This window comes from Symbiopectobacterium purcellii (assembly GCF_052050035.1).
Taxonomy (GTDB): domain Bacteria; phylum Pseudomonadota; class Gammaproteobacteria; order Enterobacterales; family Enterobacteriaceae; genus Symbiopectobacterium; species Symbiopectobacterium purcellii_A.
The window spans coordinates 709,885-734,227 of sequence record NZ_CP189882.1; the positions used below are offsets into that span (position 1 = coordinate 709,885).

Sequence of the window (24,343 nt, forward strand, 5' to 3'; positions counted from 1 at the left end):
CTAAACGACTTAATTTTGATTACATTATTTAAATGAGCTATTCAATTGATTTTAGACGTAAAGTGATATCTACACGGAAAAACGAAGGGTTGAGTATCCGAGAAACAGCGAAGCAATTTCGGATTGGCCCTGCCTCTGTATCGCGTTGGATTAATCAAATAGAGTCAAAAGCATCGACCACGCGTCAGCGAAAGATCGATAAATCCGAGTTGATAAAAGATGTTGAACAATATCCAGATGCTTACCAAAAAGAACGTGCAGAGCGTTTTGGCGTTTGTCAGAAGGCCATTTGGCAAGCGCTTAAAAAGCTGGGATTGACCTATAAAAAAAACTCTACGTCATCCGAAAGCCGACGAAAACGCCCGGCAGGGATTTCAACAAAAAAAACAACAGTATGAAAAAGAAGGTAAACCTATTGTTTTTATTGATGAAAGTGGTTTTTCACACGATGCCCCACGGACTCACGGCTATTCCCCAAAAGGTCAACGGTGTTTTGGCCTGAAGAACTGGGGAGCTAGGGGAAGAACAAATGTTATCGGCGCTTTATTAGGCACAACGCTGTTTGCTATCGGATTATTTGATATCAATATTAACAGCGATGTTTTCTATGCCTGGGTCACACAAGTCCTTATCCCAGTACTCCCTAAAAACAGTGTAATCATGATGGACAATGCCACTTTTCACAAAAAACATAATATTCAACAAGTCATCATCGATGCAGGGTATATGGTGGAGTATTTGCCTACATATTCGCCAGATCTTAACCCAATTGAGCATAAATGGGCACAAGCAAAAAGCAAAAAAAGAGAGATGGGTTGCGATACAGAGAGTTTGTTCTCAGTCCATATGGTGTAATCAAAATTAAGTCGCTTGGCTATATTGTCACCGACCTGCGTCAGCGCTTGCAGCGCATAAGTAATCGCCGCCATGCCCGAAGCGAGTGCCAATGCGCCAATCCCGCCTTCAATCTCTGCCAAACGCGCTTCCAGCACCGCGTTAGTGGGGTTCATGATGCGACTGTAGATATTGCAAGCCACCTTGAGGTCGAACAGGTCAGCACCATGCTGCGTATCATCAAACGTGTAAGAGGTTGTCTGGTAAATCGGCACGGCAGCAGATTTGGTGGTTGCTTCCGAGGTGTAGCCATGGTGTAACACGAGGGATTCCAGTTTCATCGCGCAGACCTTTCTATGCGTGTGGATGGTGGGTATCTTCCTAAAATAGCAGACAAAAATCGCCGCGACTGAGCCACAGCTAGAAGAAAACGCGATAAGTTAGGAGAAAGGAGCATAAGTTTTCTCCTCCTGAGTGTGCCAGTTGCGCCAGTGCAAAATCACAGCTACCTTTAGCTCATGATTACCTGCAAAAAAACAAATAAATGACTGATAAAAAGCAAAATATCGCCACTGTAACCCTGCCGGGTAATGTCGATGTACCGCGCTACGATCGCCGTGCCTTACGCCCGCGTATGGTGCATATCGGGTTTGGTGCTTTTCACCGTGCGCATCAGGCATTGCTGGGCTTTGTTGAATAATTTAACCGTTTGATTTACATCTTCTTTAGTTAGAATGCATTTACAGAGAATGTATTTACAGAGAATGTATTTTGTTAGAACGACAAATCAAATAGTTAGCACAATAAAAAGCATTCCGAGAGGAAAAATTAGTCGTTGAAATTTTATAATGCTTATATAAATCAGTATCTTAAATTATTCAACAAAGCCGCATTGCTGACGCACCGCGTTCTTAATCAGGAAGGCGGCGATTGGGGGCTGTGCGAAGTGGTGTTGTTCAGCGATGACAGCCTGATTTCAGCGCTGCGTGAACAGCAGCATCTGTTTACCGTGCTGGAAAAGGGGGAAAGTGGCAATCAGGCCATCGTAGTGGGCGCGGTGTGCGCCTCGCTGCACGCCGCCGTTGAAGGCAAAGAGGCCATTTTGGCGCAGCTTGCCGATGCTCAAACGGAGATTGTCTCCCTGACCATTACGGAAAAAGGGTATTGTCTGGCGGGGGCACACGGCAATCTGGACACCAATAATGCCCATATTCAGCATGATTTACGTTATCCGCGCGAGCCGCTGTCGGTGCCGGGCATCATTACCGAAGCGTTGCGTCGCCGCCACGCGCAGGGCATTCCCCCTTTTAGCGTGCTCTCGGCTTTGTTGAATAATTTAAGATACTGATTTATATAAGCATTATAAAATTTCAACGACTAATTTTTCCTCTCGGAATGCTTTTTATTGTGCTAACTATTTGATTTGTCGTTCTAACAAAATACATTCTCTGTAAATGCATTCTAACTAAAGAAGATGTAAATCAAACGGTTAAATTATTCAACAAAGCCCGTGCTCTCCTGCGATAACATGCCAGAAAACGGCAAAGCCGCCCAACGCGCGGTACTTGATTTTGCCCGCCTGATTGCACCCACGCTGGCAGCATGGATCGAACGTGAAGTGGCTTTCCCTTCCATCATGGTGGATCGCATCGTACCTGCCGCGACGGCGCAAACGCTGCACGACGTGGCGGAGGCTATCGGCGTTGACGATCCCTGCGCTATCGCCTGCGAGCCCTATATTCAGTGGGTTGTGGAGGATCATTTTACGCAGGGCAGGCCGCATTGGGAGGCGGCTGGGGTGCAACTGGTCGAAGATGTTGCACCTTATGAAACCATGAAGCTCAGGATGCTGAACGGCAGCCACTCGTTTCTGGCCTATCTTGGCTACCTTGCGGGTTACGCCCATATCAGTGACTGCATGGCGACGCGCACTTTCGCAGCGCCGTGCGCCACCTGATGCTGGTAGAGCAAGCGCCGACGTTAACCATCACCGGCGTTGACCTGACAGACTATGCCGAACGCCTGCTCACGCGCTTTGCCAACCCCGCACTGCACCACCGCACCTGGCAGATAGCCATGGACGGTTCGCAAAAGTTACCGCAGCGCCTGCTCGACGGATTGCGCTGGCATCGACGCAATGGCAGTCGTTGCGAAGCGCTGATCCTCGGCGTGGCCGGCTGGATGCGCTATATTGGCGAGGCGATCGATATTCGCGATCCGCTGAAGAGCACCTTACAGAGCATAGTGGCATCCACCCCGGACGATGAGGCTCGCGTACAGGGCTTGCTGGCGCTGCCGGCAGTATTTGGTGATGACCTGCGCACCGACCCGCCGTTGGTGCAGGCGTTGACCGACGCCTACTTGCGCCTACGTGACCAAGGTGCCTTGGCCGCTGTCACCGCGCTGGCCCAAAGCCTGCCCGACTAATTCCACACGCGATTACCACAGGCAATCGCCACACCGCATCGCTACCCTTCCCGGCGACAGGCAAGAATGTCGCCGGGCTGGCACTCCAGTACCTCACAGATTTTTTCCAACGTAGCAAAGCGAATGCTTTTCACCTGCCCCATTCCCATTCGAAACGCAACAAAACGGTAGAGGCTTATGCCACCAGTAAGTGCGTTAAAAATACCTCATTGGGGGAACGATAGCCCAGCGATTTTCTGCCCCTTGTATTGAGTATGTGTTCGAGTTCGGCAATCTTACGATGACTGACCTGACTGAAGTCTGTTCCCTTTGGGTAAAAACGTCGTATCAGCCCGTTGGTGTGCTCATTCAAGCCCCTCTCCCAGGAATGATAAGGATGGGCAAAGTAGACCTGCGCCCCTGTGATTTGAGTAATTTGCTCGTACAGAGCGAATTCAGGGCCGTTATTAGCTGTTAGGGTCTTAAACTTGCAAAAGGTATTAGCTTCAATGTCCCTGAAAGCAGCAACCACAGTCTCCGCACGCTTATTAGGCAGCTTGCGAATGATGAAGGTTTTCAATGCTTTATCTACGATGGTTAACAAGAATGACTTCTGGTCTTTGCCAAAAATAGTGTCAATTTCGAAGTGGCCAGGCTCCTGTTTAAGCTCGGCTTGAGCTGGGCGATACTCAATACCAACACGGTTGGGAATAGGGCCTGATTTGAGGTTTTCGGCATTGTACCTGTAACGTTTTCCCCGATGAGGAAGTTGCTGATATAGCTCCCCGCCAGCCTGTCTCTCCTGCAGGATATAGCGATAGAGCGTATTCTTGCTGACAGATATACCGAATTCCAGGTGCAAACGGCCACTGATGATTTCAGGTGAAGAGTGAGTGGAAAGCGCCTGCCTGATGAAGTTCTGAATGTGTGGCTCCAACGGGTAAAAAGCATTGTTTGGCAGAGGCTTATGACGGCGTTCCCGGGCCAGAGTGTCCGCCCTTCTACAGCAGTAGACACCATTGAAAGTAGGGTCGGTATTGCGTCTGAGTTCCCTGCTGATGGTCGAGCGAGGCAGAGCAAGCTCTCTGGCGATGGTAGCTTGGTTGACACCTTCACCACGCCGCTTTTCGATGTAGAACCGTTCTTTCTGAGTCAGATGTTTTCCCTGCATGCAACAGGCTCTCCAGTATGGCCAGAACGGTGATTTTATCCGACTCTGGCAAGTGGGTCACTTTGTTGCGTTTCGAGTGGGAATGGGGCCCTTACCTGATTTTAATAGCGACAAATTTTGTTCGGTAATGCCGATACGTTGGGCCAGCTCACGCTATCGCATCTTCTTTTGAGCCAGCACCACATCCAGATTTATTATTATTGGCATAGAGGTTTTTAATTGAATTAATTGGCTGTGTTATTTCCGCTGCTCCCAGACAGCAACGAATTCTGCCCTCTGATGGTATCAGTTTGTAAGTAAAAACGATTGCGATCCTGGTAGCAACTGCGACACCGGTAGCATTTGCGACAAATGCATTTTTCCCACCGCCTCCTCCTGCCGCGCCCAACCCACCCCCTTCGCATGACCGCACAGGCTGAAGGCGGCTCTCGCGCATGAAATGTCACTTATTCGCATTCATCTGTTTTTATGATTAAGATCACCTTTTTTCAGCAGTTAATAGCGCCATAGGTTCTTCATTCAGGATGAGATAAAAGTAAATTTTATTGTGTTGCGATAATAAATTATCGCATTGCGTGATTATAAATAAGCCTTTATATAAAAAACAATCGGTCAAGTTAGAAAATGTAATTTCATGATCAAGTTGACAAATTGCCATTAAATCGCCCTAAAAGCGTGATCGTCAGTTTACTTTCACAGGAATAGAGCAAATGATAGGAATATCGGCTCATATAAAATAAAATATTGTTTTAAAAATTCAGTAAAATTGATTATGATTAAACCTATCACCTTTAAGCACACGTTCTGCTACGGCAGCGCAAACCTGCTCGGCAGCGGCGCATTGGCGATCAGCGGCGCATGGCTGATGTATTTCTATACCACCTTTTGTGGACTTACGCTGGTTGAAGCGGCGTCCATTTTCTCCGTTGCCAGTATCATCGATGCCATCAGTAATCCGGTGATGGGGTATGTCAGTGATAACTTTCACAATACCCGGCTAGGCCGCCTGTTTGGGCGTCGACGCTTCTTTATTCTGCTGGGTGTACCGCTGGTGTTGGTCTACCCGTTGCTGTGGGTCAGTGGCTTTGGCTTCTGGTACTACATGGCGACCTACGTGCTGTTTGAGCTGATTTACACCTTCATTATGGTGCCATACTAAACGTTGGCGACCGAAATGACGCACGACTTCAAGATCCGCTCCAAGCTGACCGGTTCTAAAGCCATTTTCGGTAAGTTGGCTAACTTTCTGGCCGCCTTTATCCCCGGCCAGTTTATCGCCATCTACGGTAAAGACTCCGCCACGCCGTTCTTTTACACCGGCCTGACCTACGGGTTCATCATGTGCGCGGCAATGATTGCACTGTACACCACCTCTTGGGAACGCCCACTGAATGAACTGGTGCATGAAAAAACGGCCAATCTGTGGCAAACGCTGAAAAAACTGAGCGTGGACATGCTTTCCACCTTCCGTTTGCGTATTTTCCGCAAGCACTTGGGAATGTACCTGTTCGGTTTTGGCGCTGAATGGTTATTCGCATCTGCTTTCACCTATTTCATCGTCTTCGGGTTAAAGCGGCTTTGTTGAATAATTTAAGATACTGATTTATATAAGCATTATAAAATTTCAACGACTAATTTTTCCTCTCGGAATGCTTTTTATTGTGCTAACTATAGCCAACCGACTTAAAAATGATTACATCCTATGCCCTGATATGCGGCAAAGAAGCATAGCTGGCTGTTATCAAAATAATGTCGCTTGGCTATATTTGATTTGTCGTTCTAACAAAATACATTCTCTGTAAATGCATTCTAACTAAAGAAGATGTAAATCAAACGGTTAAATTATTCAACAAAGCCCTTTCGCAGGCAAAATGGTGCGCTCGGTTATCGTGTTCGCCATGGGATGGACGCTGACACAGTTCGGGTTTATTTCAGGCCATGCCGCACAGCCTGAAAGCGCCGTGCTGGCAATTGTTGGCGTGTTCTCACTGGGGGTTATCGGGCTGGCACTGGTCGCCATCTACTACACCACGCAAATGAAGCTAGATCGTGAAAATCACGCCATCCTGCTGGAAGAGATTGAGCGTATCAAAGCCGGTGGCGCTATCGGCGATGTGCCGGCACACGCCAGAGCGGTCGCAGAAGAGTTGACCGGCTGGAAGTACGAGCAGTGCTGGGGTAATATAGCCAAGCGACTTAATTTTGATTACACCATATGGACTGAGAACAAACTCTCTGTATCGCAACCCATCTCTCTTTTTTTGCTTTTTGCTTGTGCCCATTTATGCTCAATTGGGTTAAGATCTGGCGAATATAGCTAAGCGACATTATTTTGATAACAGCCAGCTATGCTTCTTTGCCACATATCAGGGCATCGGCTGTAATCATTTTTAAGTCGGTTGGCTATATGTAGGCAAATACTCCACCATATACCCTGCATCGATGATGACTTGTTGAATATTATGTTTTTTGTGAAAAGTGGCATTGTCCATCATGATTACACTGTTTTTAGGGAGTACTGGGATAAGGACTTGTGTGACCCAGGCATAGAAAACATCGCTGTTAATATTGATATCAAATAATCCGATAGCAAACAGCGTTGTGCCTAATAAAGCGCCGATAACATTTGTTCTTCCCCTAGCTCCCCAGTTCTTCAGGCCAAAACACCGTTGACCTTTTGGGGAATAGCCGTGAGTCCGTGGGGCATCGTGTGAAAAACCACTTTCATCAATAAAAACAATAGGTTTACCTTCTTTTTCATACTGTTGTTTTTTTTGTTGAAATCCCTGCCGGGCGTTTTCGTCGGCTTTCGGATGACGTAGAGTTTTTTTTATAGGTCAATCCCAGCTTTTTAAGCGCTTGCCAAATGGCCTTCTGACAAACGCCAAAACGCTCTGCACGTTCTTTTTGGTAAGCATCTGGATATTGTTCAACATCTTTTATCAACTCGGATTTATCGATCTTTCGCTGACGCGTGGTCGATGCTTTTGACTCTATTTGATTAATCCAACGCGATACAGAGGCAGGGCCAATCCGAAATTGCTTCGCTGTTTCTCGGATACTCAACCCTTCGTTTTTCCGTGTAGATATCACTTTACGTCTAAAATCAATTGAATAGCTCATTTAAATAATGTAATCAAAATTAAGTCGTTTAGCTATAACCCACTGGGCGTGCAGCCGCAGGCCACTGAACCTCAGGTTGCCACTTCCGAACGCTAGGCTGTGTCCCTTAATTGCTTGAGCTATAGTATCCATCTGTTTCTAAGACACTTTGGATTATGGCTCGCTACGATCTTTCTGATGAAGCATGGGCAATCATTGAGCACTTGTTACCAACCGTTTTGACATCTCCGCAGGCCGGCCGGCCATGGGCAGAACATCGCAAAATCGTCAACGGCATGTTCTGGATACTGTGTTCAGGTGCCCCATGGCGTGATTTACCTGAACGTTACGGCCCATGGAAAACCGTTTATAACCGTTTCAATAGATGGTCAAAGTCTGGAGTTATTAACATTATTTTTAATAAGTTACTTTCATTTCTTGATGCTCATGGACTTGTTGACTGGTCAGCCATTGCGCTGGATGGCAGCAATATCCGTGCGCTCAAATGTGCGGCTGGCGCTCAAAAAAACATCCCAATATTACCAACGATAACAGCCTGGGTCGCTCACGAGGTGGTTATGACACCAAAATCCACATGGCGACTGACGGAAGCGGCATCCCGCTAAATATCGTACTGAGTGCTGGGCAGGCTCACGAAAGCCTGTTCGCGTTACGACTCCTGGACGGCATTGGCGTGCAACGGCAGAACGGTAGCATGAAGCGTCGTGGTCATGCGGTACTGGCTGACAAAGCCTACTCTGGCAATACACTCCGTAACAAGTTGAAAAGAAAAGGGATAAAACGGTTATTCCCCGAAAATCAAATGAAAAACTGGCTTCAGATGGACGCTCACAACTTATCGGAGTCTGTAAAGAATTTTGTGTAAATGGCTCCATTGCTTAACCGGAGATTCGTTCTCCATACATCAACATGAATTGGCTCATAGCAGGTTTCCAGTCTCTGATTGGCAAGGTCCATTTAGCAGAGATATTATGCAAGGCTAGATAGAGTAATTTTATCACCGAGTCATCCGTTGGAAATATTCGTCGCGTTTTCGTTATCTTGCGCAATGAAGCATTTAACGACTCTATCGCGTTGGTGGTGTAGATAACCTTGCGGATCTCCGGCGGAAAGTCAAAAATGACGATGAGACGTTCCCAATTATTTCTCCACGACGGGCTGATCGTCGGGAACTGTTCATCCCATTTGGCCGCGAAGGCATCCAGGGCCTCTTCAGCGCCCTCTAGCGTTGCGGAACTATAGATGGTGCGCAGGTCAGCAGCAACGGCCTTACGCTCTTTCCAGCCGACGTAGCGCAGCGAGTTCCGCACCTGATGCACAATGCAGAGCTGTACCCGCGTATGCGGGTAAACAGCTTCAATGGCATCAGGAAAGCCTTTCAGGCCATCGCAGCAGGCGACGAAGATGTCCTTTAGCCCACGATTTTTCAGTTCTGTCATCACAGATAACCAGAACTTGGCCCCCTCAGTTTTGGCTATCCATAGCCCCAGCAGCTCTTTTTCGCCCTGGCCGTTGACGCCGAGGGCCAGATAAACAGACTTGTTGGCCACGGCTCCGCCGTCCTGGCTTTTGACAACAATACAGTCAAGGTAAACAATGGGATAAAGCGCATCCAGCGGCCGTTGCTGCCAGCGCTTAACTTCATCCATCACAGCATTGGTCACTTGAGAAATGAAGCCAGCGGAAACATCGACCCCGTAGACTTCTTTAAAGTGTGCCTGAATATCACGGGTTGATAACCCTCTGGAATAGAGAGAAATAATGCGGTCATCGAAGCCGTTAAGCTGTTTTTCGTGCTTACCGATCAGTGTCGGCTCGAAGGTACTGTTGCGGTCGCGCGGAATATCGAGCTCGATCTCCCCATTTTGGCTACGTACGCTCTTGGATGTCTTGCCATTGCGTGAGTTGCCTGAATGATTACCAGCCGGGTCATGCTTAGCATACCCAAGGTGCATCTCCATCTCAGCTTCAAGAACCCGTTCCGCCAGTCTTTTAGTCAGCACCTTGAGTAGGCCTGATTCACCCAGCAGATCCTGAGGGGAGTGACAATCTTGAAGCAGTTGGTCAATAAGTTCGTTGCTGATAGGCATTTTGTTATCCTTTGAAGGTTTTCCTCAAAATGCCATTTACACAGATTATTTTACAGTCTCCTTTATCGTGATGCTTATCGCCGTCGCAACGTTGTAGAAAGATGTTTTGGCCGTTTAAAGGAATATAGACGGATTGCCACACGTTATGAAAAAACGGCAAGAAACTATCTAGCAATGGTGAAACTGGGCTGCATCCGCTTGTTTTACGCCCGGTTACGTAATTAAGGGACACAGCCTAATCCTTAGCTTACTGTCAGCCCGCCTACGCGGGCTGACTTATTTCCCCACCTCAAATGAGTGCCGCTTCCTTCAATTCACTTTTCAGATAAGCATAATAAATCGGCGCAGCAATCACGCCCGGAATACCAAACGCCGCTTCAAACACCAACATCGCCAGCAAAATTTCCCACGCGTGCGCCTTGATGCGGGTGCCGACAATCTGCGCATTGAGGAAGTATTCCAGTTTGTGAATCAACATCAGATAGACCAGCGCCGCCAGTGCCACCGGCAGGGAGATCGACAAACCAGAAATAAACACGATGGAATTGGATATCAGGTTGCCAATGACCGGTATCAGACCAAAGATGAAGGTCAGCACCACCAGCGTTTTGGCAAACGGCAGGTGCACGCCAAAACAGGGCAGTACGCCGAGAATAAACACCGCAGAGAGGATGGTGTTAACCGAGGAGATTTTCACCTGGGCGAACACGATATTGCGAAAGGACATCGACAATAGCGAAACGCGCCGCATCAGTTCCGATTTAAGCAACGGTTTTTCCGTATCCTCTTGCACGTTGTACAGCGAAACGATCGCCCCCAGCACCATACCAATCAACATGGTGACAAAACCGTGCAGAAAATCTTTGCCCATGGTTTGCAACATCACGATATGTTCCTGCACCCAGCGCATAAATTCGTGTTGCAGCTCTTCGACACTCACCGGCAAGTAACCCGGTAAATAGACCATGATGTGCCGTTGGACGTCATTGAGAATCAAGCCGATACGAGCATTGAAGGCCGAGGTGTCACGCATTTCTTGCATGACAATCCCCGTCAGGCTGCCAAACAGCAGACTGAGCAGACTCACCACCAGCGTACTGATGATTGCCACCACCGCCCAGCGCGCGCGTTTCCCACTGATAATTTTTTGGAAATGGGGCGTCAGCAAATTGACGATTTCATACACCAAAAATCCGGCAACGAAACACGTTAACAGCCGTAGTGACAACAGCAGCAGCAATCCCCCAAACATGAAACCCAGGCTCAGCCATCTGGCCTGTTTTAAATTCAATAACTGCATGACGACATCCTGTATGCGTAATGATCGGGCCTGTACACGTACTTACGACACCAAGAATAGCACTCGGTTTATCGCACTATTCTCTGCGCACAAGAAAAGACGCATGAGAAAGGCCACACGAAACAATCCCGGTAATGAATCTGCTTTTTCTCCGTCCTATTCTTAGCGTTTTTAGCATGAAAAACCAGAAGGGATTAGCGAGCGCGCAGAGTTATCCACCAGGAAAAACGTCGTTCTGCAATAATAAACTAGTTGCTGAATAGAGACTTGCATTTTTTGTCAGGCTATTGAGAATAAAAAGAGGTTTAACTTAGAGAATAAAGGTTTGAAATGATCAACAAAGAGCGGTTGTTACGAGATAATCGTTTATGTAAAGCAATCATTGGATTATCAGTCGAAGAATTGAAAAATTTAGCCGCTGAATTTTCAGCTTGTTATTTGATTTATCGGAAAAAGAATCGAAAAGATCACGAGCGGCAGATGGGTGCAGGGCAGAAAGGATTTATCCCAACCCATTAGAGAGACTGTAAAATAATCTGTGTAAATGGCATTTTGAGGAAAACCTTCAAAGGATAACAAAATGCCTATCAGCAACGAACTTATTGACCAACTGCTTCAAGATTGTCACTCCCCTCAGGATCTGCTGGGTGAATCAGGCCTACTCAAGGTGCTGACTAAAAGACTGGCGGAACGGGTTCTTGAAGCTGAGATGGAGATGCACCTTGGGTATGCTAAGCATGACCCGGCTGGTAATCATTCAGGCAACTCACGCAATGGCAAGACATCCAAGAGCGTACGTAGCCAAAATGGGGAGATCGAGCTCGATATTCCGCGCGACCGCAACAGTACCTTCGAGCCGACACTGATCGGTAAGCACGAAAAACAGCTTAACGGCTTCGATGACCGCATTATTTCTCTCTATTCCAGAGGGTTATCAACCCGTGATATTCAGGCACACTTTAAAGAAGTCTACGGGGTCGATGTTTCCGCTGGCTTCATTTCTCAAGTGACCAATGCTGTGATGGATGAAGTTAAGCGCTGGCAGCAACGGCCGCTGGATGCGCTTTATCCCATTGTTTACCTTGACTGTATTGTTGTCAAAAGCCAGGACGGCGGAGCCGTGGCCAACAAGTCTGTTTATCTGGCCCTCGGCGTCAACGGCCAGGGCGAAAAAGAGCTGCTGGGGCTATGGATAGCCAAAACTGAGGGGGCCAAGTTCTGGTTATCTGTGATGACAGAACTGAAAAATCGTGGGCTAAAGGACATCTTCGTCGCCTGCTGCGATGGCCTGAAAGGCTTTCCTGATGCCATTGAAGCTGTTTACCCGCATACGCGGGTACAGCTCTGCATTGTGCATCAGGTGCGGAACTCGCTGCGCTACGTCGGCTGGAAAGAGCGTAAGGCCGTTGCTGCTGACCTGCGCACCATCTATAGTTCCGCAACGCTAGAGGGCGCTGAAGAGGCCCTGGATGCCTTCGCGGCCAAATGGGATGAACAGTTCCCGACGATCAGCCCGTCGTGGAGAAATAATTGGGAACGTCTCATCGTCATTTTTGACTTTCCGCCGGAGATCCGCAAGGTTATCTACACCACCAACGCGATAGAGTCGTTAAATGCTTCATTGCGCAAGATAACGAAAACGCGACGAATATTTCCAACGGATGACTCGGTGATAAAATTACTCTATCTAGCCTTGCATAATATCTCTGCTAAATGGACCTTGCCAATCAGAGACTGGAAACCTGCTATGAGCCAATTCATGTTGATGTATGGAGAACGAATCTCCGGTTAAGCAATGGAGCCATTTACACAAAATTCTTTACAGACTCCCATTAGATAAACTGCTTTTTATTTTATTGTATTTAAAATGTTATCCGACCTATGATTTGCAAGGACTTCTTTTTGGTTTAGATAGAACACGGGTATGTCGCTGGGTAAAAATATTATTGCCGGTTTTAGAGATGACCTTGGGGCGAGAATGTGTTTTGCCCGCTCGTCAAATTCGCTCTGCTGAGGAATTTTTTCGCGCCTTTCCTGGAGTTAAAGACGTCTTTATTGATGGGACAGAGCGACCTGTCCAAAAGCCTAAGAATCTGCGTCGGCGAAAAAAAATGTATTCGGGAAAGAAAAGACAGACCACTCGAAAAGGGCTTATTATGACTGACGAAACAAGGCAAATTGGATTTATCCCCATGAGCAAAAATGGGCGCCGTCACGATAAACGCTTACTCGATAAAGGGCTTTGTTGAATAATTTAAGATACTGATTTATATAAGCATTATAAAATTTCAGCGACTAATTTTTCCTCTCGGAATGCTTTTTATTGTGCTAACTATTTGATTTGTCGTTCTAACAAAATACATTCTCTGTAAATGCATTCTAACTAAAGAAGATGTAAATCAAACGGTTAAATTATTCAACAAAGCCTCGATAAAGTCGATATAATTCGCCATATTCCTCCTGAGGTAACCATCTGGGCAGATACCGGTTTTCAAGGTATAGATAAACAGCATCCTAATACACAAACCCCAAAAAAAGGAACTCGAAAAAGACCTTTATCGCCTGAACAAAAACAAGAAAATAAAATAATCTCGGGCATCCGTATTACAGTTGAACACGCCATCGCGGGTATCAAGCGCCTCGGGGCTTTGTTGAAGAGTCTGTAAAGAATTTTGTGTAAATGGCTCCATTGCTTAACCGGAGATTCGTTCTCCATACATCAACATGAATTGGCTCATAGCAGGTTTCCAGTCTCTGATTGGCAAGGTCCATTTAGCAGAGATATTATGCAAGGCTAGATAGAGTAATTTTATCACCGAGTCATCCGTTGGAAATATTCGTCGCGTTTTCGTTATCTTGCGCAATGAAGCATTTAACGACTCTATCGCGTTGGTGGTGTAGATAACCTTGCGGATCTCCGGCGGAAAGTCAAAAATGACGATGAGACGTTCCCAATTATTTCTCCACGACGGGCTGATCGTCGGGAACTGTTCATCCCATTTGGCCGCGAAGGCATCCAGGGCCTCTTCAGCGCCCTCTAGCGTTGCGGAACTATAGATGGTGCGCAGGTCAGCAGCAACGGCCTTACGCTCTTTCCAGCCGACGTAGCGCAGCGAGTTCCGCACCTGATGCACAATGCAGAGCTGTACCCGCGTATGCGGGTAAACAGCTTCAATGGCATCAGGAAAGCCTTTCAGGCCATCGCAGCAGGCGACGAAGATGTCCTTTAGCCCACGATTTTTCAGTTCTGTCATCACAGATAACCAGAACTTGGCCCCCTCAGTTTTGGCTATCCATAGCCCCAGCAGCTCTTTTTCGCCCTGGCCGTTGACGCCGAGGGCCAGATAAACAGACTTGTTGGCCACGGCTCCGCCGTCCTGGCTTTTGACAACAATACAGTCAAGGTAAACAATGGGATAAAGCGCATCCAGCGGCCGTTGCTGCCAGCGCTTAACTTCATCCATCACAGCATTGGTCACTTGAGAAATGAAGCCAGCGGAAACATCGACCCCGTAGACTTCTTTAAAGTGTGCCTGAATATCACGGGTTGATAACCCTCTGGAATAGAGAGAAATAATGCGGTCATCGAAGCCGTTAAGCTGTTTTTCGTGCTTACCGATCAGTGTCGGCTCGAAGGTACTGTTGCGGTCGCGCGGAATATCGAGCTCGATCTCCCCATTTTGGCTACGTACGCTCTTGGATGTCTTGCCATTGCGTGAGTTGCCTGAATGATTACCAGCCGGGTCATGCTTAGCATACCCAAGGTGCATCTCCATCTCAGCTTCAAGAACCCGTTCCGCCAGTCTTTTAGTCAGCACCTTGAGTAGGCCTGATTCACCCAGCAGATCCTGAGGGGAGTGACAATCTTGAAGCAGTTGGTCAATAAGTTCGTTGCTGATAGGCATTTTGTTATCCTTTGAAGGTTTTCCTCAAAATGCCATTTACACAGATTATTTTACAGTCTCTTGTTGAATAATTTAAGATACTGATTTATATAAGCATTATAAAATTTCAACGACTAATTTTTCCTCTCGGAATGCTTTTTATTGGCTTTGTTGAATAATTTAACATGCTGATTTACATAATTATTATAACACTTCAACAACTAAGTTTTCCAGCCGTAATGCTTTTTATTGTGCTAACTACTTGATTTGTCGTTCTAACAAAATACAGTCTCTGTACATGCATTCTACCTAAAGAAGATGTAAATCAAACGGTTAAATTATTCAACAAAGCCCTTTTTATTGTGCTAACTATTTGATTTGTCGTTCTAACAAAATACATTCTCTGTAAATGCATTCTAACTAAAGAAGATGTAAATCAAACGGTTAAATTATTCAACAAAGCCTTGCCAAACAAGAAAACATCAATACAACCGCGGTGGAAATGAACGTATTGATATTCCAAATCTGCTCAATAGGCAGTTTGCTGTTACCAAGCCTGACCAGGTTTGGTGCGGCGATGTAACCTATATTTGGACAGGCGACCGATGGGCGTATCTGGCGGTGGTATTAGATTTATTTGCACGAAAACCCGTGGGTTGGGCAATAAGCGTGTTGCTTAATAGTGAAATAAGGGTGTTTCGGTGATTGAAGTAAATTTTACGCTGTTCTGAGATGGAAATTCCAAAGACCGGCGCTAAGGAGTAAGAAGGTATCATCAATAAAGGGTCTACGATTCCGTAAAATTTGGGTCATGCAACCGAGGCGCTTGATACCCGCGATGGCGTGTTCAACTGTAATACGGATGCCCGAGATTATTTTATTTTCTTGTTTTTGTTCAGGCGATAAAGGTCTTTTTCGAGTTCCTTTTTTTGGGATTTGTGTATTAGGATGCTGTTTATCTATATAGCCAACCGACTTAAAAATGATTACATCCTATGCCCTGATATGCGGCAAAGAAGCATAGCTGGCTGTTATCAAAATAATGTCGCTTGGCTATACCTTGAAAACCGGTATCTGCCCAGATGGTTACCTCAGGAGGAATATGGCGAATTATATCGACTTTATCGAGTAAGCGTTTATCGTGACGGCGCCCATTTTTGCTCATGGGGATAAAGGCTTTGTTGAATAAATCAGAATTAGCCGACAGGATGACTCCCTCTGCTACACCTGTTATCCTATCCTGACGCTGTGTGGCATACCCAACAACGTCATACGGTTCAGCGCTTTGACCATCGCTATGGCTTCACCTACTTGAGCCTCATAGTCACGCAGGCTCAGATGGCCACCCAGCAAAGTTTTTATGCGGAACATCGCTGTTTCTGCCACTGAACGCCGGTGATAACCCACTTTCTTTTTCCACATATCATTACTCCCGCTCAGACGCTGATTCGCCACCGCATGGTTACGTTCATGGTACTTGTCCGGCCAGTATTTGGCTCCGCTTCGCGGCGGGATAAGGGGCCTGATTTTCTTTCTTAGCAACGCATCGTGGCAGTAACGGGCGTCATAAGCACCGTCTGCTGACACTTGCCTGATTTTTCGGTGGGTTTGGTTAATCAGGCCCGGCAGTGCCTGCGCATCTGTCGTTCCGCTGAGCGATAAGTCGGCACAGATAATCTCATGCGTCGCACTGTCTGCTGCCAGATGAAGCTTGCGCCACACTCTTCGTCTGTCAGCCCCATGCTGCCTGACTTTCCATTCACCTTCGCCAAAGACCTTCAGACCGGTACTGTCGATGACCAGATGCGAGATTTCACCACGCGTTGGCGTTTTTATGCTGATACTGACGGTTTTTGCCCGCCGACTGACCAGAGAGTAGTCAGGGCAGCGCAGTGGCAGGCTCATCAGTGTAAAAACCGAGTCGGCAAAGCCCTGTAATGCCCGGAGCGACAGGTTAAACACGCGCTTTATCATCAAAACCGTGGTAACAGCCATATCGGTGTAGTAAAGCGGCCGACCACGACCTTCAGGCGAAGCACTGTCAGTCCATGCAGCGATGGCGGACTCATCAAGCCAGACCGTCAGGGAGCCGCGTTGTCTGAGTGCTTTGTTGTAGGTGGGCTTTGTTGAATAATTTAACCGTTTGATTTACATCTTCTTTAGTTAGAATGCATTTACAGAGAATGTATTTTGTTAGAACGACAAATCAAATAGTTAGCACAATAAAAAGCATTCCGAGAGGAAAAATTAGTCGTTGAAATTTTATAATGCTTATATAAATCAGTATCTTAAATTATTCAACAAAGCCTTGTAGGTGGGCCAGTTGGTGATTTTAAACTTTTGCTTTGCCATGGGGAGCTGCTATCGGGAGCGATGATAGTGCTTTGATCCGGCGATCCCCTGAAAGTTCGATTTATTCAACAAAGCCCTGCTGAATCTGTTCAGGATAGAGGCCTTTACGGCGACAGTATTCAGCCAGAGCATGAGCAGAAAGCGGCGCGGTTTCAACGATAACGGCGAAGCGCGCATCCTGAGACCACTCCAGGTGGAGTTTACTCTCACTGGCTGCCGACTGAGTCGGAATTCCAGCCTGAGACCGCCAGCCATAAAGCGTATTGGCGGGAATGCCTTCCAGGCGGGATATCTGGTAAATAGACTGACTATGCGGCGGCAACATTCTGGCGATCACAGCCGCTTTACGTTCTGGCGAATAGCTTCCCATGGGCTTTGTTGAATAAATCGAACTTTCAGGGGATCGCCGGATCAAAGCACTATCATCGCTCCCGATAGCAGCTCCCCATGGCAAAGCAAAAGTTTAAAATCACCAACTGGCCCACCTACAACAAAGCACTCAGACAACGCGGCTCCCTGACGGTCTGGCTTGATGAGTCCGCCATCGCTGCATGGACTGACAGTGCTTCGCCTGAAGGTCGTGGTCGGCCGCTTTACTACACCGATATGGCTGTTACCACGGTTTTGATGATAAAGCGCGTGTTTAACCTGTCGCTCCGGGCATTACAGGGCTTTGTCGACTCGGTTTTTACACTGATGAGCCTGCCACTGCGCTGCCCGGACTACTCTCTGGTCAGTCGGCGGGCAAAAACCGTCAGTATCAGCATAAAAACGCCAACGCGTGGTGAAATCTCGCATCTGGTCATCGACAGTACCGGTCTGAAGGTCTTTGGCGAAGGTGAATGGAAAGTCAGGCAGCATGGGGCTGACAGACGAAGAGTGTGGCGCAAGCTTCATCTGGCAGCAGACAGTGCGACGCATGAGATTATCTGTGCCGACTTATCGCTCAGCGGAACGACAGATGCGCAGGCACTGCCGGGCCTGATTAACCAAACCCACCGAAAAATCAGGGAAGTGTCAGCAGACGGTGCTTATGACGCCCGTTACTGCCACGATGCGTTGCTAAGAAAGAAAATCAGGCCCCTTATCCCGCCGCGAAGCGGAGCCAAATACTGGCCGGACAAGTACCATGAACGTAACCATGCGGTGGGCTTTGTTGAATAATTTAAGATACTGATTTATATAAGCATTATAAAATTTCAACGACTAATTTTTCCTCTCGGAATGCTTTTTATTGTGCTAACTATTTGATTTGTCGTTCTAACAAAATACATTCTCTGTAAATGCATTCTAACTAAAGAAGATGTAAATCAAACGGTTAAATTATTCAACAAAGCCCATGCGGTGGCGAATCAGCGTCTGAGCGGGAGTAATGATATGTGGAAAAAGAAAGTGGGTTATCACCGGCGTTCAGTGGCAGAAACAGCGATGTTCCGCATAAAAACTTTGCTGGGTGGCCATCTGAGCCTGCGTGACTATGAGGCTCAAGTAGGTGAAGCCATGGCGATGGTCAAAGCGCTGAACCGTATGACGTTGTTGGGTATGCCACACAGCGTCAGGATAGGATAACAGGTGTAGCAGAGGGAGTCATCCTGTCGGCTAATTCTGATTTATTCAACAAAGCCCCACAGAGGCGCAATAATTTCGTAATATTATTGGTTTCGAGCGTCCTTGCTTTATTTACCTAAGAGACGAGGTTAATGGCAGGAGCAGGTTCGTTGATCTCTTGATTCAAAATCATCATAGAAAACAAACGGTTATCAACATTCAGCTTAGAAAAAGAGAGCGTGCTTATCTGCTTTTTCGTGAAGCCATCGGCCCCATTCCCACTCGAAACGCAACAAAACGGTAGAGGCTTATGCCACCAGTAAGTGCGTTAAAAATACCTCATTGGGGGAACGATAGCCCAGCGATTTTCTGCCCCTTGTATTGAGTATGTGTTCGAGTTCGGCAATCTTACGATGACTGACCTGACTGAAGTCTGTTCCCTTTGGGTAAAAACGTCGTATCAGCCCGTTGGTGTGCTCATTCAAGCCCCTCTCCCAGGAATGATAAGGATGGGCAAAGTAGACCTGCGCCCCTGTGATTTGAGTAATTTGCTCGTGCAGAGCGAATTCAGGGCCGTTATCAGCTGTTAGGGTCTTAAACTTGCAAAAGGTATTAGCTTCAATGTCCCTGAAAGCAGCAACCACAGTCTCCGCACGCTTATTAGGCAGTTTGCGAATGATGACGGTTTTCAATGCGTTATCTACGATGGTTAACAAGAATGACTTCTGGTCTTTGCCAAAAATAGTGTCAATTTCGAAGTGGCCAGGCTCCTGTTTAAGCTCGGCTTGAGCTGGGCGATACTCAATACCAACACGGTTGGGAATAGGGCCTGATTTGAGGTTTTCGGCATTAAGCGTGTTGCTTAATAGTGAAATAAGGGTGTTTCGGTGATTGAAGTAAATTTTACGCTGTTCTGAGATGGAAATTGGCTTTGTTGAATAAATCGAACTTTCAGGGGATCGCCGGATCAAAGCACTATAGCTAAACGACTTAATTTTGATTACATTATTTAAATGAGCTATTCAATTGATTTTAGACGTAAAGTGATATCTACACGGAAAAACGAAGGGTTGAGTATCCGAGAAACAGCGAAGCAATTTCGGATTGGCCCTGCCTCTGTATCGCGTTGGATTAATCAAATAGAGTCAAAAGCATCGACCACGCGTCAGCGAAAGATCGATAAATCCGAGTTGATAAAAGATGTTGAACAATATCCAGATGCTTACCAAAAAGAACGTGCAGAGCGTTTTGGCGTTTGTCAGAAGGCCATTTGGCAAGCGCTTAAAAAGCTGGGATTGACCTATAAAAAAAACTCTACGTCATCCGAAAGCCGACGAAAACGCCCGGCAGGGATTTCAACAAAAAAAACAACAGTATGAAAAAGAAGGTAAACCTATTGTTTTTATTGATGAAAGTGGTTTTTCACACGATGCACCACGGACTCACGGCTATTCCCCAAAAGGTCAACGGTGTTTTGGCCTGAAGAACTGGGGAGCTAGGGGAAGAACAAATGTTATCGGCGCTTTATTAGGCACAACGCTGTTTGCTATCGGATTATTTGATATCAATATTAACAGCGATGTTTTCTATGCCTGGGTCACACAAGTCCTTATCCCAGTACTCCCTAAAAACAGTGTAATCATGATGGACAATGCCACTTTTCACAAAAAACATAATATTCAACAAGTCATCATCGATGCAGGGTATATGGTGGAGTATTTGCCTACATATTCGCCAGATCTTAACCCAATTGAGCATAAATGGGCACAAGCAAAAAGCAAAAAGCAAAAAGCAAAAAAAGAGAGATGGGTTGCGATATAGCCAACCGACTTAAAAATGATTACATCCTATGCCCTGATATGCGGCAAAGAAGCATAGCTGGCTGTTATCAAAATAATGTCGCTTGGCTATACAGAGAGTTTGTTCTCAGTCCATATGGTGTAATCAAAATTAAGTCGCTTGGCTATATCATCGCTCCCGATAGCAGCTCCCCATGGCAAAGCAAAAGTTTAAAATCACCAACTGGCCCACCTACAACAAAGCACTCAGACAACGCGGCTCCCTGACGGTCTGGCTTGATGAGTCGGCCATCGCTGCATGGACTGACAGTGCTTCGCCTCAAGGTCGTGGTCGGCCGCTTTACTACACCGATATGGCTGTTACCACGGTTTTGATGATAAAGCGCGTGTTTAACCTGTCGCTCCGGGCATTACAGGGCTTTGTCGACTCGGTTTTTACACTGATGAGCCTGCCACTGCGCTGCCCGGACTACTCTCTGGTCAGTCGGCGGGCAAAAACCGTCAGTATCAGCATAAAAACGCCAACGCGTGGTGAAATCTCGCATCTGGTCATCGACAGTACCGGTCTGAAGGTCTTTGGCGAAGGTGAATGGAAAGTCAGGCAGCATGGGGCTGACAGACGAAGAGTGTGGCGCAAGCTTCATCTGGCAGCAGACAGTGCGACGCATGAGATTATCTGTGCCGACTTATCGCTCAGCGGAACGACAGATGCGCAGGCACTGCCGGGCCTGATTAACCAAACCCACCGAAAAATCAGGGAAGTGTCAGCAGACGGTGCTTATGACGCCCGTTACTGCCACGATGCGTTGCTAAGAAAGAAAATCAGGCCCCTTATCCCGCCGCGAAGCGGAGCCAAATACTGGCCGGACAAGTACCATGAACGTAACCATGCGGTGGCGAATCAGCGTCTGAGCGGGAGTAATGATATGTGGAAAAAGAAAGTGGGTTATCACCGGCGTTCAGTGGCAGAAACAGCGATGTTCCGCATAAAAACTTTGCTGGGTGGCCATCTGAGCCTGCGTGACTATGAGGCTCAAGTAGGTGAAGCCATAGCGATGGTCAAAGCGCTGAACCGTATGACGTTGTTGGGTATGCCACACAGCGTCAGGATAGGATAACAGGTGTAGCAGAGGGAGTCATCCTGTCGGCTAATTCTGATTTATTCAACAAAGCCTCGGTGAACATTAAAAATACGACACAACGCTTTCACTGGATAAAGCGCTCTTAGCTTTTCAACTACCGAGAATTTTTCAGTGAGTCGGACATTAAGAGCGCAGTAGCCTTTTTTAAGATGGCATTCTCCATTTCCAGTCGGTGGATTTTTTTCTTCATTTCTCTGAACTCAATTTGTTCAGGTGTTAATGGCAGACCAGGCGATGTTTTCCCTTGACGTTCTAAACGAAGGGCTCTTACCCACCGGCTAATCGCTGAAAGACTGACGTTCATGGCTTTCGCGGCTTCCTGGTAGGTATAATTTTGGTCAAGGACTAATTTGGCGGTTTCACATTTAAATTCAGCAGTAATTATTTTACTCATTTTGGCACCTATAAAAATTATGAGGTAAGCATATCACCTCTACTTAGGTGGCCAAATTCAGTATGCCACTACAAGGTTATCTACACCACCAACGCGATAGAGTCGTTAAATGCTTCATTGCGCAAGATAACGAAAACGCGACGAATATTTCCAACGGATGACTCGGTGCTAAAATTATTCTATCTAGCCTTGCATAATATCTCGGCTAAATGGACCCTACCAATCAGAGACTGGAAACCGGCTATGAGCCAATTCATGTTGATGTATGGAGATCGGATTTCCGGTTAAGCGATGGAGCCATTTACACGAAATTCTTTACAGACTCGCTTCAGATGGACGCTCACAACTTTATCGTGATGCTTATCGCCGTCGCAACGTTGTAGAAAGATGTTTTGGCCGTTTAAAGGAATATAGACGGATTGCTACACGTTATGAAAAAACGGCAAGAAACTATCTCGCAATGGGCTTTGTTGAATAATTTAACCGTTTGATTTACATCTTCTTTAGTTAGAATGCATTTACAGAGAATGTATTTTGTTAGAACGACAAATCAAATAGTTAGCACAATAAAAAGCATTCCGAGAGGAAAAATTAGTCGTTGAAATTTTATAATGCTTATATAAATCAGTATCTTAAATTATTCAACAAAGCCCTAGCAATGGTGAAACTGGGCTGCATCCGCTTGTTTTACGCCCGGTTACGTAATTAAGGGACACAGCCTAGGCGAGTGGCAAATAGGCACAAAGCGTTTCACGCACGAACTCTAACGCCCTGGCTCATATAAATAAGGCTGCGAGAGATTAACGTCGCAGCCTTATGAATGGGAGGTAGCGTAGCTATTCTCAGTGATGCTGCCGCCACCATTCCGCCAGCAAAATACCCGTCGCAACGGAGATATTCAGGCTTTCCACTTTACCCGTACCACCGATAGACAGCGGCAAATCACCCTGCTGCCAGGTACTGTCCGTCAGGCCATCACCCTCATGCCCTACCACCAATACCACTTTCTTCGGCAATGCGGTTTGTGCCAGCGGCTGCCCTTTGTGGCTGGAAGTCGTCGCGATGGTATAGCCCGCGGCGCGGAACGCATCCAATGCCGAAGGAAAACTGTCGGTTTGAATGGCATTCACATGCTCTGCGCCACCTTCTGCCGTGCGCACTGCTGCGCCGGATTCCAGCAACGAAGGATCGTGAATCAGCACCCCTTCAACACCAAAGTGCGCGCAGGAACGCACGATACCGCCCAGATTATGCGGGTTACCCACATCCTCCAGCGCCAGCACGCAGTCTGTTTCCTTCGCCTGTGCCAGATAGTCATTCACATCAGAGCGTTGGCGTTTTTTGATCAGGAAGCACACGCCGCCGTGATGATCGGTGCCAGACGCCTTGGTGAGTTCTTCATCATCCACCACATGGTAGGCTTTACGGTTTGCCGCCATCCAGCGTAACGCTTCACGGAACCGCGGTGTCACCTCTTGCAGGAACCAGGCACGCACAATGGCGTCAGGACGGTTGTTAAACAACGCCTGACAGGCATTGTCACCATAAACACGCGTCTCTTCCTGACGCTGACGGCGAATCTGCTCGGGATCGAGGTGACTCTTACCCACAATTACGCCGTGATCGGGTGTCTCGGCGGCATCCGGTGCGCGCGACACGGTTTTCCACGGCGAATCACTGCCGCGACCGTAATCAGCACGATCATCTCGCCCAGCGTTGTCATTGTTGCGGTGCGGATTTTCACGCACATAACGCGGGTTCATGTCGCGCGGATCGCGCGGCTTGATGCGGCCATCTTTATCGCGGTTATCGCGATTATCACGTGGCTTGCCACGCCCGTCTTTGTCACGGCTATCGCGAGACGCATACGGCCCTTTACTGCGCCCGTCTTTATCCCGGTTGTCGCGAGACTCATAGGGTCCTTTACTGCGCCCCTCTTTATCCCGGTTGTCACGAGACTCGTAGGGCCCTTTGCTGCGCCCCTCTTTATCCCGGTTGTCACGGGATTCATAGGGCCCTTTGCTGCGCCCATCTTTGTCCCGGTTGTCACGGGATTCATAGGGCCCTTTGCTGCGCCCATCTTTGTCCCGGTTGTCGCGCCGCCCGGTTTTTTCGTTATCATTACGGCGATCGCGCGCGCCGTCTCCGGTACGCGAATTTTTCTTTTCGTCCTCATTACGGACGTACATCACGCGGACCTTTCCGCTCTTACTACGCTCTGAATCGCTCATTATTTTCTCCACCAACGCGCTGGCGCGAAGATTACCTGATGTACACCCGCGACGCTACCGACTTCGGGC

At 47.3% G+C, this 24,343-nt stretch carries 26 protein-coding genes and 14 pseudogenes; 23 read left to right on the forward strand and 17 right to left on the reverse strand.

The features are described 5' to 3' along the window. The first annotated feature begins 32 nt into the window (after window positions 1–32). Both ACQGXV_RS05930 and ACQGXV_RS05935 read left to right on the forward strand, forming a co-directional pair. Complete coding sequence (locus ACQGXV_RS05930; RefSeq protein WP_440862584.1) at window positions 33–398, forward strand: IS630 transposase-related protein; 366 nt, start codon at window positions 33–35, stop codon at window positions 396–398. Next, complete coding sequence (locus ACQGXV_RS05935) at window positions 322–855, forward strand: IS630 family transposase (protein WP_440862665.1); 534 nt, start codon at window positions 322–324, stop codon at window positions 853–855. The genes ACQGXV_RS05930 and ACQGXV_RS05935 overlap by 77 nt, the downstream gene beginning before the upstream one ends. A 20-nt stretch (window positions 856–875) precedes the next feature. On the opposite strand, the pseudogene ACQGXV_RS05940 reads toward ACQGXV_RS05935, so the two are convergent. Continuing rightward, window positions 876–1,175, reverse strand: a pseudogene (locus ACQGXV_RS05940) (PLP-dependent transferase); the annotation flags it as partial. A gap of 203 nt (window positions 1,176–1,378) precedes the next feature. On the opposite strand from ACQGXV_RS05940, the gene ACQGXV_RS05945 reads away from it, so the two are divergent. The 3 genes and pseudogenes from ACQGXV_RS05945 to ACQGXV_RS05955 form a co-directional block, all read left to right on the forward strand. Then, complete coding sequence (locus tag ACQGXV_RS05945; protein ID WP_440865621.1) at window positions 1,379–1,534, forward strand: hypothetical protein; 156 nt, start codon at window positions 1,379–1,381, stop codon at window positions 1,532–1,534. Between the two features lie 189 nt (window positions 1,535–1,723). Further along, a pseudogene (locus ACQGXV_RS05950) lies at window positions 1,724–2,155 on the forward strand (fructuronate reductase); the annotation flags it as partial. A 189-nt stretch (window positions 2,156–2,344) separates the two neighbouring features. Beyond that, a pseudogene (locus ACQGXV_RS05955) lies at window positions 2,345–3,261 on the forward strand (mannitol dehydrogenase family protein); the annotation flags it as partial. A 41-nt stretch (window positions 3,262–3,302) separates the two neighbouring features. On the opposite strand, the gene ACQGXV_RS05960 reads toward ACQGXV_RS05955, so the two are convergent. The 3 genes and pseudogenes from ACQGXV_RS05960 to ACQGXV_RS05970 form a co-directional block, all read right to left on the reverse strand. Further along, window positions 3,303–3,410 (reverse strand): helix-turn-helix domain-containing protein, encoded by a 108-nt coding sequence (locus tag ACQGXV_RS05960; RefSeq protein WP_440865623.1) that lies wholly within the window; start codon window positions 3,408–3,410, stop codon window positions 3,303–3,305. Window positions 3,411–3,436: 26 nt separating this feature from the next. Continuing rightward, the gene (locus ACQGXV_RS05965) at window positions 3,437–4,411 is read right to left on the reverse strand and encodes an IS30 family transposase (RefSeq protein ID WP_440865625.1); all 975 of its coding nucleotides are present in this window, start codon (window positions 4,409–4,411) and stop codon (window positions 3,437–3,439) included. A gap of 90 nt (window positions 4,412–4,501) precedes the next feature. Further along, window positions 4,502–4,618, reverse strand: a pseudogene (locus tag ACQGXV_RS05970) (helix-turn-helix domain-containing protein); the annotation flags it as partial. A 565-nt stretch (window positions 4,619–5,183) separates the two neighbouring features. On the opposite strand from ACQGXV_RS05970, the pseudogene ACQGXV_RS05975 reads away from it, so the two are divergent. The 3 genes and pseudogenes from ACQGXV_RS05975 to ACQGXV_RS05985 form a co-directional block, all read left to right on the forward strand. After that, window positions 5,184–5,997: pseudogene (locus ACQGXV_RS05975) on the forward strand (MFS transporter); the annotation flags it as partial. A gap of 75 nt (window positions 5,998–6,072) precedes the next feature. Further along, on the forward strand, window positions 6,073–6,213 hold the full coding sequence (locus tag ACQGXV_RS05980) for a hypothetical protein (protein WP_440865626.1): 141 nt from the start codon (window positions 6,073–6,075) through the stop codon (window positions 6,211–6,213). A gap of 54 nt (window positions 6,214–6,267) precedes the next feature. Beyond that, window positions 6,268–6,594: pseudogene (locus tag ACQGXV_RS05985) on the forward strand (MFS transporter); the annotation flags it as partial. Window positions 6,595–6,728: 134 nt separating this feature from the next. On the opposite strand, the gene ACQGXV_RS05990 reads toward ACQGXV_RS05985, so the two are convergent. From ACQGXV_RS05990 to ACQGXV_RS06000, 3 genes are read right to left on the reverse strand one after another with little or no spacing between them, the layout of a single operon-like run. Then, window positions 6,729–6,851 (reverse strand): hypothetical protein, encoded by a 123-nt coding sequence (locus tag ACQGXV_RS05990; protein ID WP_440864784.1) that lies wholly within the window; start codon window positions 6,849–6,851, stop codon window positions 6,729–6,731. Then, entirely contained in the window at window positions 6,802–7,245 is a 444-nt protein-coding gene (locus ACQGXV_RS05995) for a transposase (protein ID WP_440867176.1), read from the reverse strand. Before ACQGXV_RS05995 ends, ACQGXV_RS05990 begins: the two co-directional genes overlap by 50 nt. Then, the gene (locus ACQGXV_RS06000; protein ID WP_440862584.1) at window positions 7,169–7,534 is read right to left on the reverse strand and encodes an IS630 transposase-related protein; all 366 of its coding nucleotides are present in this window, start codon (window positions 7,532–7,534) and stop codon (window positions 7,169–7,171) included. Before ACQGXV_RS06000 ends, ACQGXV_RS05995 begins: the two co-directional genes overlap by 77 nt. A gap of 155 nt (window positions 7,535–7,689) precedes the next feature. On the opposite strand from ACQGXV_RS06000, the pseudogene ACQGXV_RS06005 reads away from it, so the two are divergent. Continuing rightward, window positions 7,690–8,371 (forward strand): annotated as a pseudogene (locus ACQGXV_RS06005) (IS5 family transposase); the annotation flags it as partial. Between the two features lie 41 nt (window positions 8,372–8,412). Here ACQGXV_RS06005 and ACQGXV_RS06010 read toward each other — a convergent pair. Continuing rightward, complete coding sequence (locus tag ACQGXV_RS06010; RefSeq protein ID WP_440862551.1) at window positions 8,413–9,624, reverse strand: IS256 family transposase; 1,212 nt, start codon at window positions 9,622–9,624, stop codon at window positions 8,413–8,415. Between the two features lie 60 nt (window positions 9,625–9,684). Here ACQGXV_RS06010 and ACQGXV_RS06015 point away from each other — a divergent pair. Further along, a pseudogene (locus ACQGXV_RS06015) lies at window positions 9,685–9,849 on the forward strand (transposase); the annotation flags it as partial. 64 nt (window positions 9,850–9,913) lie between these two features. Here ACQGXV_RS06015 and ACQGXV_RS06020 read toward each other — a convergent pair. Beyond that, entirely contained in the window at window positions 9,914–10,924 is a 1,011-nt protein-coding gene (locus tag ACQGXV_RS06020) for an AI-2E family transporter (RefSeq protein WP_440865627.1), read from the reverse strand. A 330-nt stretch (window positions 10,925–11,254) separates the two neighbouring features. Here ACQGXV_RS06020 and ACQGXV_RS06025 point away from each other — a divergent pair, with 330 nt between their 5' ends. The 4 genes from ACQGXV_RS06025 to ACQGXV_RS06040 all read left to right on the forward strand — a co-directional run bounded on the left by ACQGXV_RS06025 (window position 11,255) and on the right by ACQGXV_RS06040 (window position 13,590). Further along, window positions 11,255–11,443, forward strand: a complete 189-nt coding sequence (locus tag ACQGXV_RS06025) for a hypothetical protein (protein ID WP_440865629.1) — start codon at window positions 11,255–11,257, stop codon at window positions 11,441–11,443. A gap of 61 nt (window positions 11,444–11,504) precedes the next feature. After that, on the forward strand, window positions 11,505–12,716 hold the full coding sequence (locus tag ACQGXV_RS06030) for an IS256 family transposase (protein ID WP_440862551.1): 1,212 nt from the start codon (window positions 11,505–11,507) through the stop codon (window positions 12,714–12,716). Continuing rightward, a complete protein-coding gene (locus tag ACQGXV_RS06035; protein ID WP_440865630.1) occupies window positions 12,694–13,173 on the forward strand; it encodes a transposase family protein in 480 nt (159 codons plus the stop codon). Before ACQGXV_RS06030 ends, ACQGXV_RS06035 begins: the two co-directional genes overlap by 23 nt. A 204-nt stretch (window positions 13,174–13,377) precedes the next feature. Continuing rightward, window positions 13,378–13,590, forward strand: a complete 213-nt coding sequence (locus tag ACQGXV_RS06040) for a transposase family protein (protein WP_440867282.1) — start codon at window positions 13,378–13,380, stop codon at window positions 13,588–13,590. Window positions 13,591–13,617: 27 nt separating this feature from the next. Here the strand turns inward: ACQGXV_RS06040 and ACQGXV_RS06045 are convergent, their stop codons facing one another. Beyond that, entirely contained in the window at window positions 13,618–14,829 is a 1,212-nt protein-coding gene (locus ACQGXV_RS06045) for an IS256 family transposase (protein ID WP_440862551.1), read from the reverse strand. A gap of 444 nt (window positions 14,830–15,273) precedes the next feature. Between ACQGXV_RS06045 and ACQGXV_RS06050 the strand changes: the two are divergent. Next, window positions 15,274–15,498, forward strand: a pseudogene (locus ACQGXV_RS06050) (DDE-type integrase/transposase/recombinase); the annotation flags it as partial. A gap of 27 nt (window positions 15,499–15,525) precedes the next feature. Here the strand turns inward: ACQGXV_RS06050 and ACQGXV_RS06055 are convergent. The 4 genes from ACQGXV_RS06055 to ACQGXV_RS06070 form a co-directional block, all read right to left on the reverse strand. Further along, a complete protein-coding gene (locus tag ACQGXV_RS06055; protein WP_440867283.1) occupies window positions 15,526–15,795 on the reverse strand; it encodes a transposase family protein in 270 nt (89 codons plus the stop codon). Then, window positions 15,785–15,973 (reverse strand): hypothetical protein, encoded by a 189-nt coding sequence (locus ACQGXV_RS06060; RefSeq protein WP_440865631.1) that lies wholly within the window; start codon window positions 15,971–15,973, stop codon window positions 15,785–15,787. Before ACQGXV_RS06060 ends, ACQGXV_RS06055 begins: the two co-directional genes overlap by 11 nt. A 65-nt stretch (window positions 15,974–16,038) precedes the next feature. Next, window positions 16,039–16,956 (reverse strand): IS5 family transposase, encoded by a 918-nt coding sequence (locus ACQGXV_RS06065; protein ID WP_440867285.1) that lies wholly within the window; start codon window positions 16,954–16,956, stop codon window positions 16,039–16,041. Between the two features lie 265 nt (window positions 16,957–17,221). Beyond that, the gene (locus ACQGXV_RS06070; protein ID WP_440865633.1) at window positions 17,222–17,530 is read right to left on the reverse strand and encodes a hypothetical protein; all 309 of its coding nucleotides are present in this window, start codon (window positions 17,528–17,530) and stop codon (window positions 17,222–17,224) included. Window positions 17,531–17,607: 77 nt separating this feature from the next. On the opposite strand from ACQGXV_RS06070, the pseudogene ACQGXV_RS06075 reads away from it, so the two are divergent. Further along, window positions 17,608–18,309 (forward strand): annotated as a pseudogene (locus ACQGXV_RS06075) (IS5 family transposase); the annotation flags it as partial. A gap of 189 nt (window positions 18,310–18,498) precedes the next feature. Further along, window positions 18,499–18,729 (forward strand): annotated as a pseudogene (locus tag ACQGXV_RS06080) (IS5/IS1182 family transposase); the annotation flags it as partial. A 287-nt stretch (window positions 18,730–19,016) separates the two neighbouring features. Here ACQGXV_RS06080 and ACQGXV_RS06085 read toward each other — a convergent pair. Beyond that, complete coding sequence (locus ACQGXV_RS06085; protein ID WP_440865634.1) at window positions 19,017–19,679, reverse strand: IS30 family transposase; 663 nt, start codon at window positions 19,677–19,679, stop codon at window positions 19,017–19,019. Window positions 19,680–19,721: 42 nt separating this feature from the next. Between ACQGXV_RS06085 and ACQGXV_RS06090 the strand changes: the two genes are divergently transcribed. Genes ACQGXV_RS06090 through ACQGXV_RS06105 form a run of 4 tightly spaced genes read left to right on the forward strand, consistent with a single transcriptional unit; the run spans window position 19,722 to window position 21,625 of the window. Next, window positions 19,722–20,087, forward strand: coding sequence for an IS630 transposase-related protein (locus ACQGXV_RS06090; protein WP_440862584.1), 366 nt, complete (start codon window positions 19,722–19,724; stop codon window positions 20,085–20,087). Further along, window positions 20,011–20,529: an IS630 family transposase gene (locus ACQGXV_RS06095; protein WP_440867287.1), complete on the forward strand. Its 519-nt coding sequence runs from the start codon at window positions 20,011–20,013 to the stop codon at window positions 20,527–20,529. The genes ACQGXV_RS06090 and ACQGXV_RS06095 overlap by 77 nt, the downstream gene beginning before the upstream one ends. Then, window positions 20,469–20,774: a hypothetical protein gene (locus tag ACQGXV_RS06100; protein ID WP_440865635.1), complete on the forward strand. Its 306-nt coding sequence runs from the start codon at window positions 20,469–20,471 to the stop codon at window positions 20,772–20,774. Before ACQGXV_RS06095 ends, ACQGXV_RS06100 begins: the two co-directional genes overlap by 61 nt. Beyond that, entirely contained in the window at window positions 20,702–21,625 is a 924-nt protein-coding gene (locus tag ACQGXV_RS06105) for an IS5 family transposase (RefSeq protein ID WP_440865636.1), read from the forward strand. Before ACQGXV_RS06100 ends, ACQGXV_RS06105 begins: the two co-directional genes overlap by 73 nt. A 56-nt stretch (window positions 21,626–21,681) precedes the next feature. Here ACQGXV_RS06105 and ACQGXV_RS06110 read toward each other — a convergent pair. Beyond that, window positions 21,682–22,043: pseudogene (locus ACQGXV_RS06110) on the reverse strand (transposase); the annotation flags it as partial. A 72-nt stretch (window positions 22,044–22,115) separates the two neighbouring features. On the opposite strand from ACQGXV_RS06110, the pseudogene ACQGXV_RS06115 reads away from it, so the two are divergent. Both ACQGXV_RS06115 and ACQGXV_RS06120 read left to right on the forward strand, forming a co-directional pair. After that, window positions 22,116–22,331, forward strand: a pseudogene (locus ACQGXV_RS06115) (transposase); the annotation flags it as partial. A gap of 31 nt (window positions 22,332–22,362) precedes the next feature. Further along, a pseudogene (locus tag ACQGXV_RS06120) lies at window positions 22,363–22,521 on the forward strand (transposase); the annotation flags it as partial. A gap of 364 nt (window positions 22,522–22,885) precedes the next feature. On the opposite strand, the gene ACQGXV_RS06125 reads toward ACQGXV_RS06120, so the two are convergent. Next, window positions 22,886–24,274: a tRNA/rRNA methyltransferase gene (locus ACQGXV_RS06125; protein WP_440865637.1), complete on the reverse strand. Its 1,389-nt coding sequence runs from the start codon at window positions 24,272–24,274 to the stop codon at window positions 22,886–22,888. Window positions 24,275–24,343 lie beyond the last annotated feature (69 nt).

Excerpts from the sequence above, each read along its gene's own strand:
- ACQGXV_RS06030 (WP_440862551.1), top strand. The coding sequence starts at position 11,505 with ATGCCTATCAGCAACGAACTTATTGACCAACTGCTTCAAGATTGTCAC.
- ACQGXV_RS06060 (WP_440865631.1), bottom strand. The coding sequence starts at position 15,973 with ATGAGCAAAAATGGGCGCCGTCACGATAAACGCTTACTCGATAAAGTC.
- ACQGXV_RS05960 (WP_440865623.1), bottom strand. The coding sequence starts at position 3,410 with ATGGGAATGGGGCAGGTGAAAAGCATTCGCTTTGCTACGTTGGAAAAA.
- ACQGXV_RS06010 (WP_440862551.1), bottom strand. The coding sequence starts at position 9,624 with ATGCCTATCAGCAACGAACTTATTGACCAACTGCTTCAAGATTGTCAC.
- ACQGXV_RS06070 (WP_440865633.1), bottom strand. The coding sequence starts at position 17,530 with ATGGGAAGCTATTCGCCAGAACGTAAAGCGGCTGTGATCGCCAGAATG.
- ACQGXV_RS06025 (WP_440865629.1), top strand. The coding sequence starts at position 11,255 with ATGATCAACAAAGAGCGGTTGTTACGAGATAATCGTTTATGTAAAGCA.
- ACQGXV_RS06045 (WP_440862551.1), bottom strand. The coding sequence starts at position 14,829 with ATGCCTATCAGCAACGAACTTATTGACCAACTGCTTCAAGATTGTCAC.
- ACQGXV_RS06035 (WP_440865630.1), top strand. The coding sequence starts at position 12,694 with ATGGAGAACGAATCTCCGGTTAAGCAATGGAGCCATTTACACAAAATT.
- ACQGXV_RS05990 (WP_440864784.1), bottom strand. The coding sequence starts at position 6,851 with ATGCAGGGTATATGGTGGAGTATTTGCCTACATATAGCCAACCGACTT.
- ACQGXV_RS05965 (WP_440865625.1), bottom strand. The coding sequence starts at position 4,411 with ATGCAGGGAAAACATCTGACTCAGAAAGAACGGTTCTACATCGAAAAG.
- ACQGXV_RS06000 (WP_440862584.1), bottom strand. The coding sequence starts at position 7,534 with ATGAGCTATTCAATTGATTTTAGACGTAAAGTGATATCTACACGGAAA.
- ACQGXV_RS06090 (WP_440862584.1), top strand. The coding sequence starts at position 19,722 with ATGAGCTATTCAATTGATTTTAGACGTAAAGTGATATCTACACGGAAA.
- ACQGXV_RS05930 (WP_440862584.1), top strand. The coding sequence starts at position 33 with ATGAGCTATTCAATTGATTTTAGACGTAAAGTGATATCTACACGGAAA.
- ACQGXV_RS05945 (WP_440865621.1), top strand. The coding sequence starts at position 1,379 with ATGACTGATAAAAAGCAAAATATCGCCACTGTAACCCTGCCGGGTAAT.
- ACQGXV_RS06125 (WP_440865637.1), bottom strand. The coding sequence starts at position 24,274 with ATGAGCGATTCAGAGCGTAGTAAGAGCGGAAAGGTCCGCGTGATGTAC.
- ACQGXV_RS06105 (WP_440865636.1), top strand. The coding sequence starts at position 20,702 with ATGGCAAAGCAAAAGTTTAAAATCACCAACTGGCCCACCTACAACAAA.
- ACQGXV_RS06020 (WP_440865627.1), bottom strand. The coding sequence starts at position 10,924 with ATGCAGTTATTGAATTTAAAACAGGCCAGATGGCTGAGCCTGGGTTTC.
- ACQGXV_RS06100 (WP_440865635.1), top strand. The coding sequence starts at position 20,469 with ATGGGCACAAGCAAAAAGCAAAAAGCAAAAAGCAAAAAAAGAGAGATG.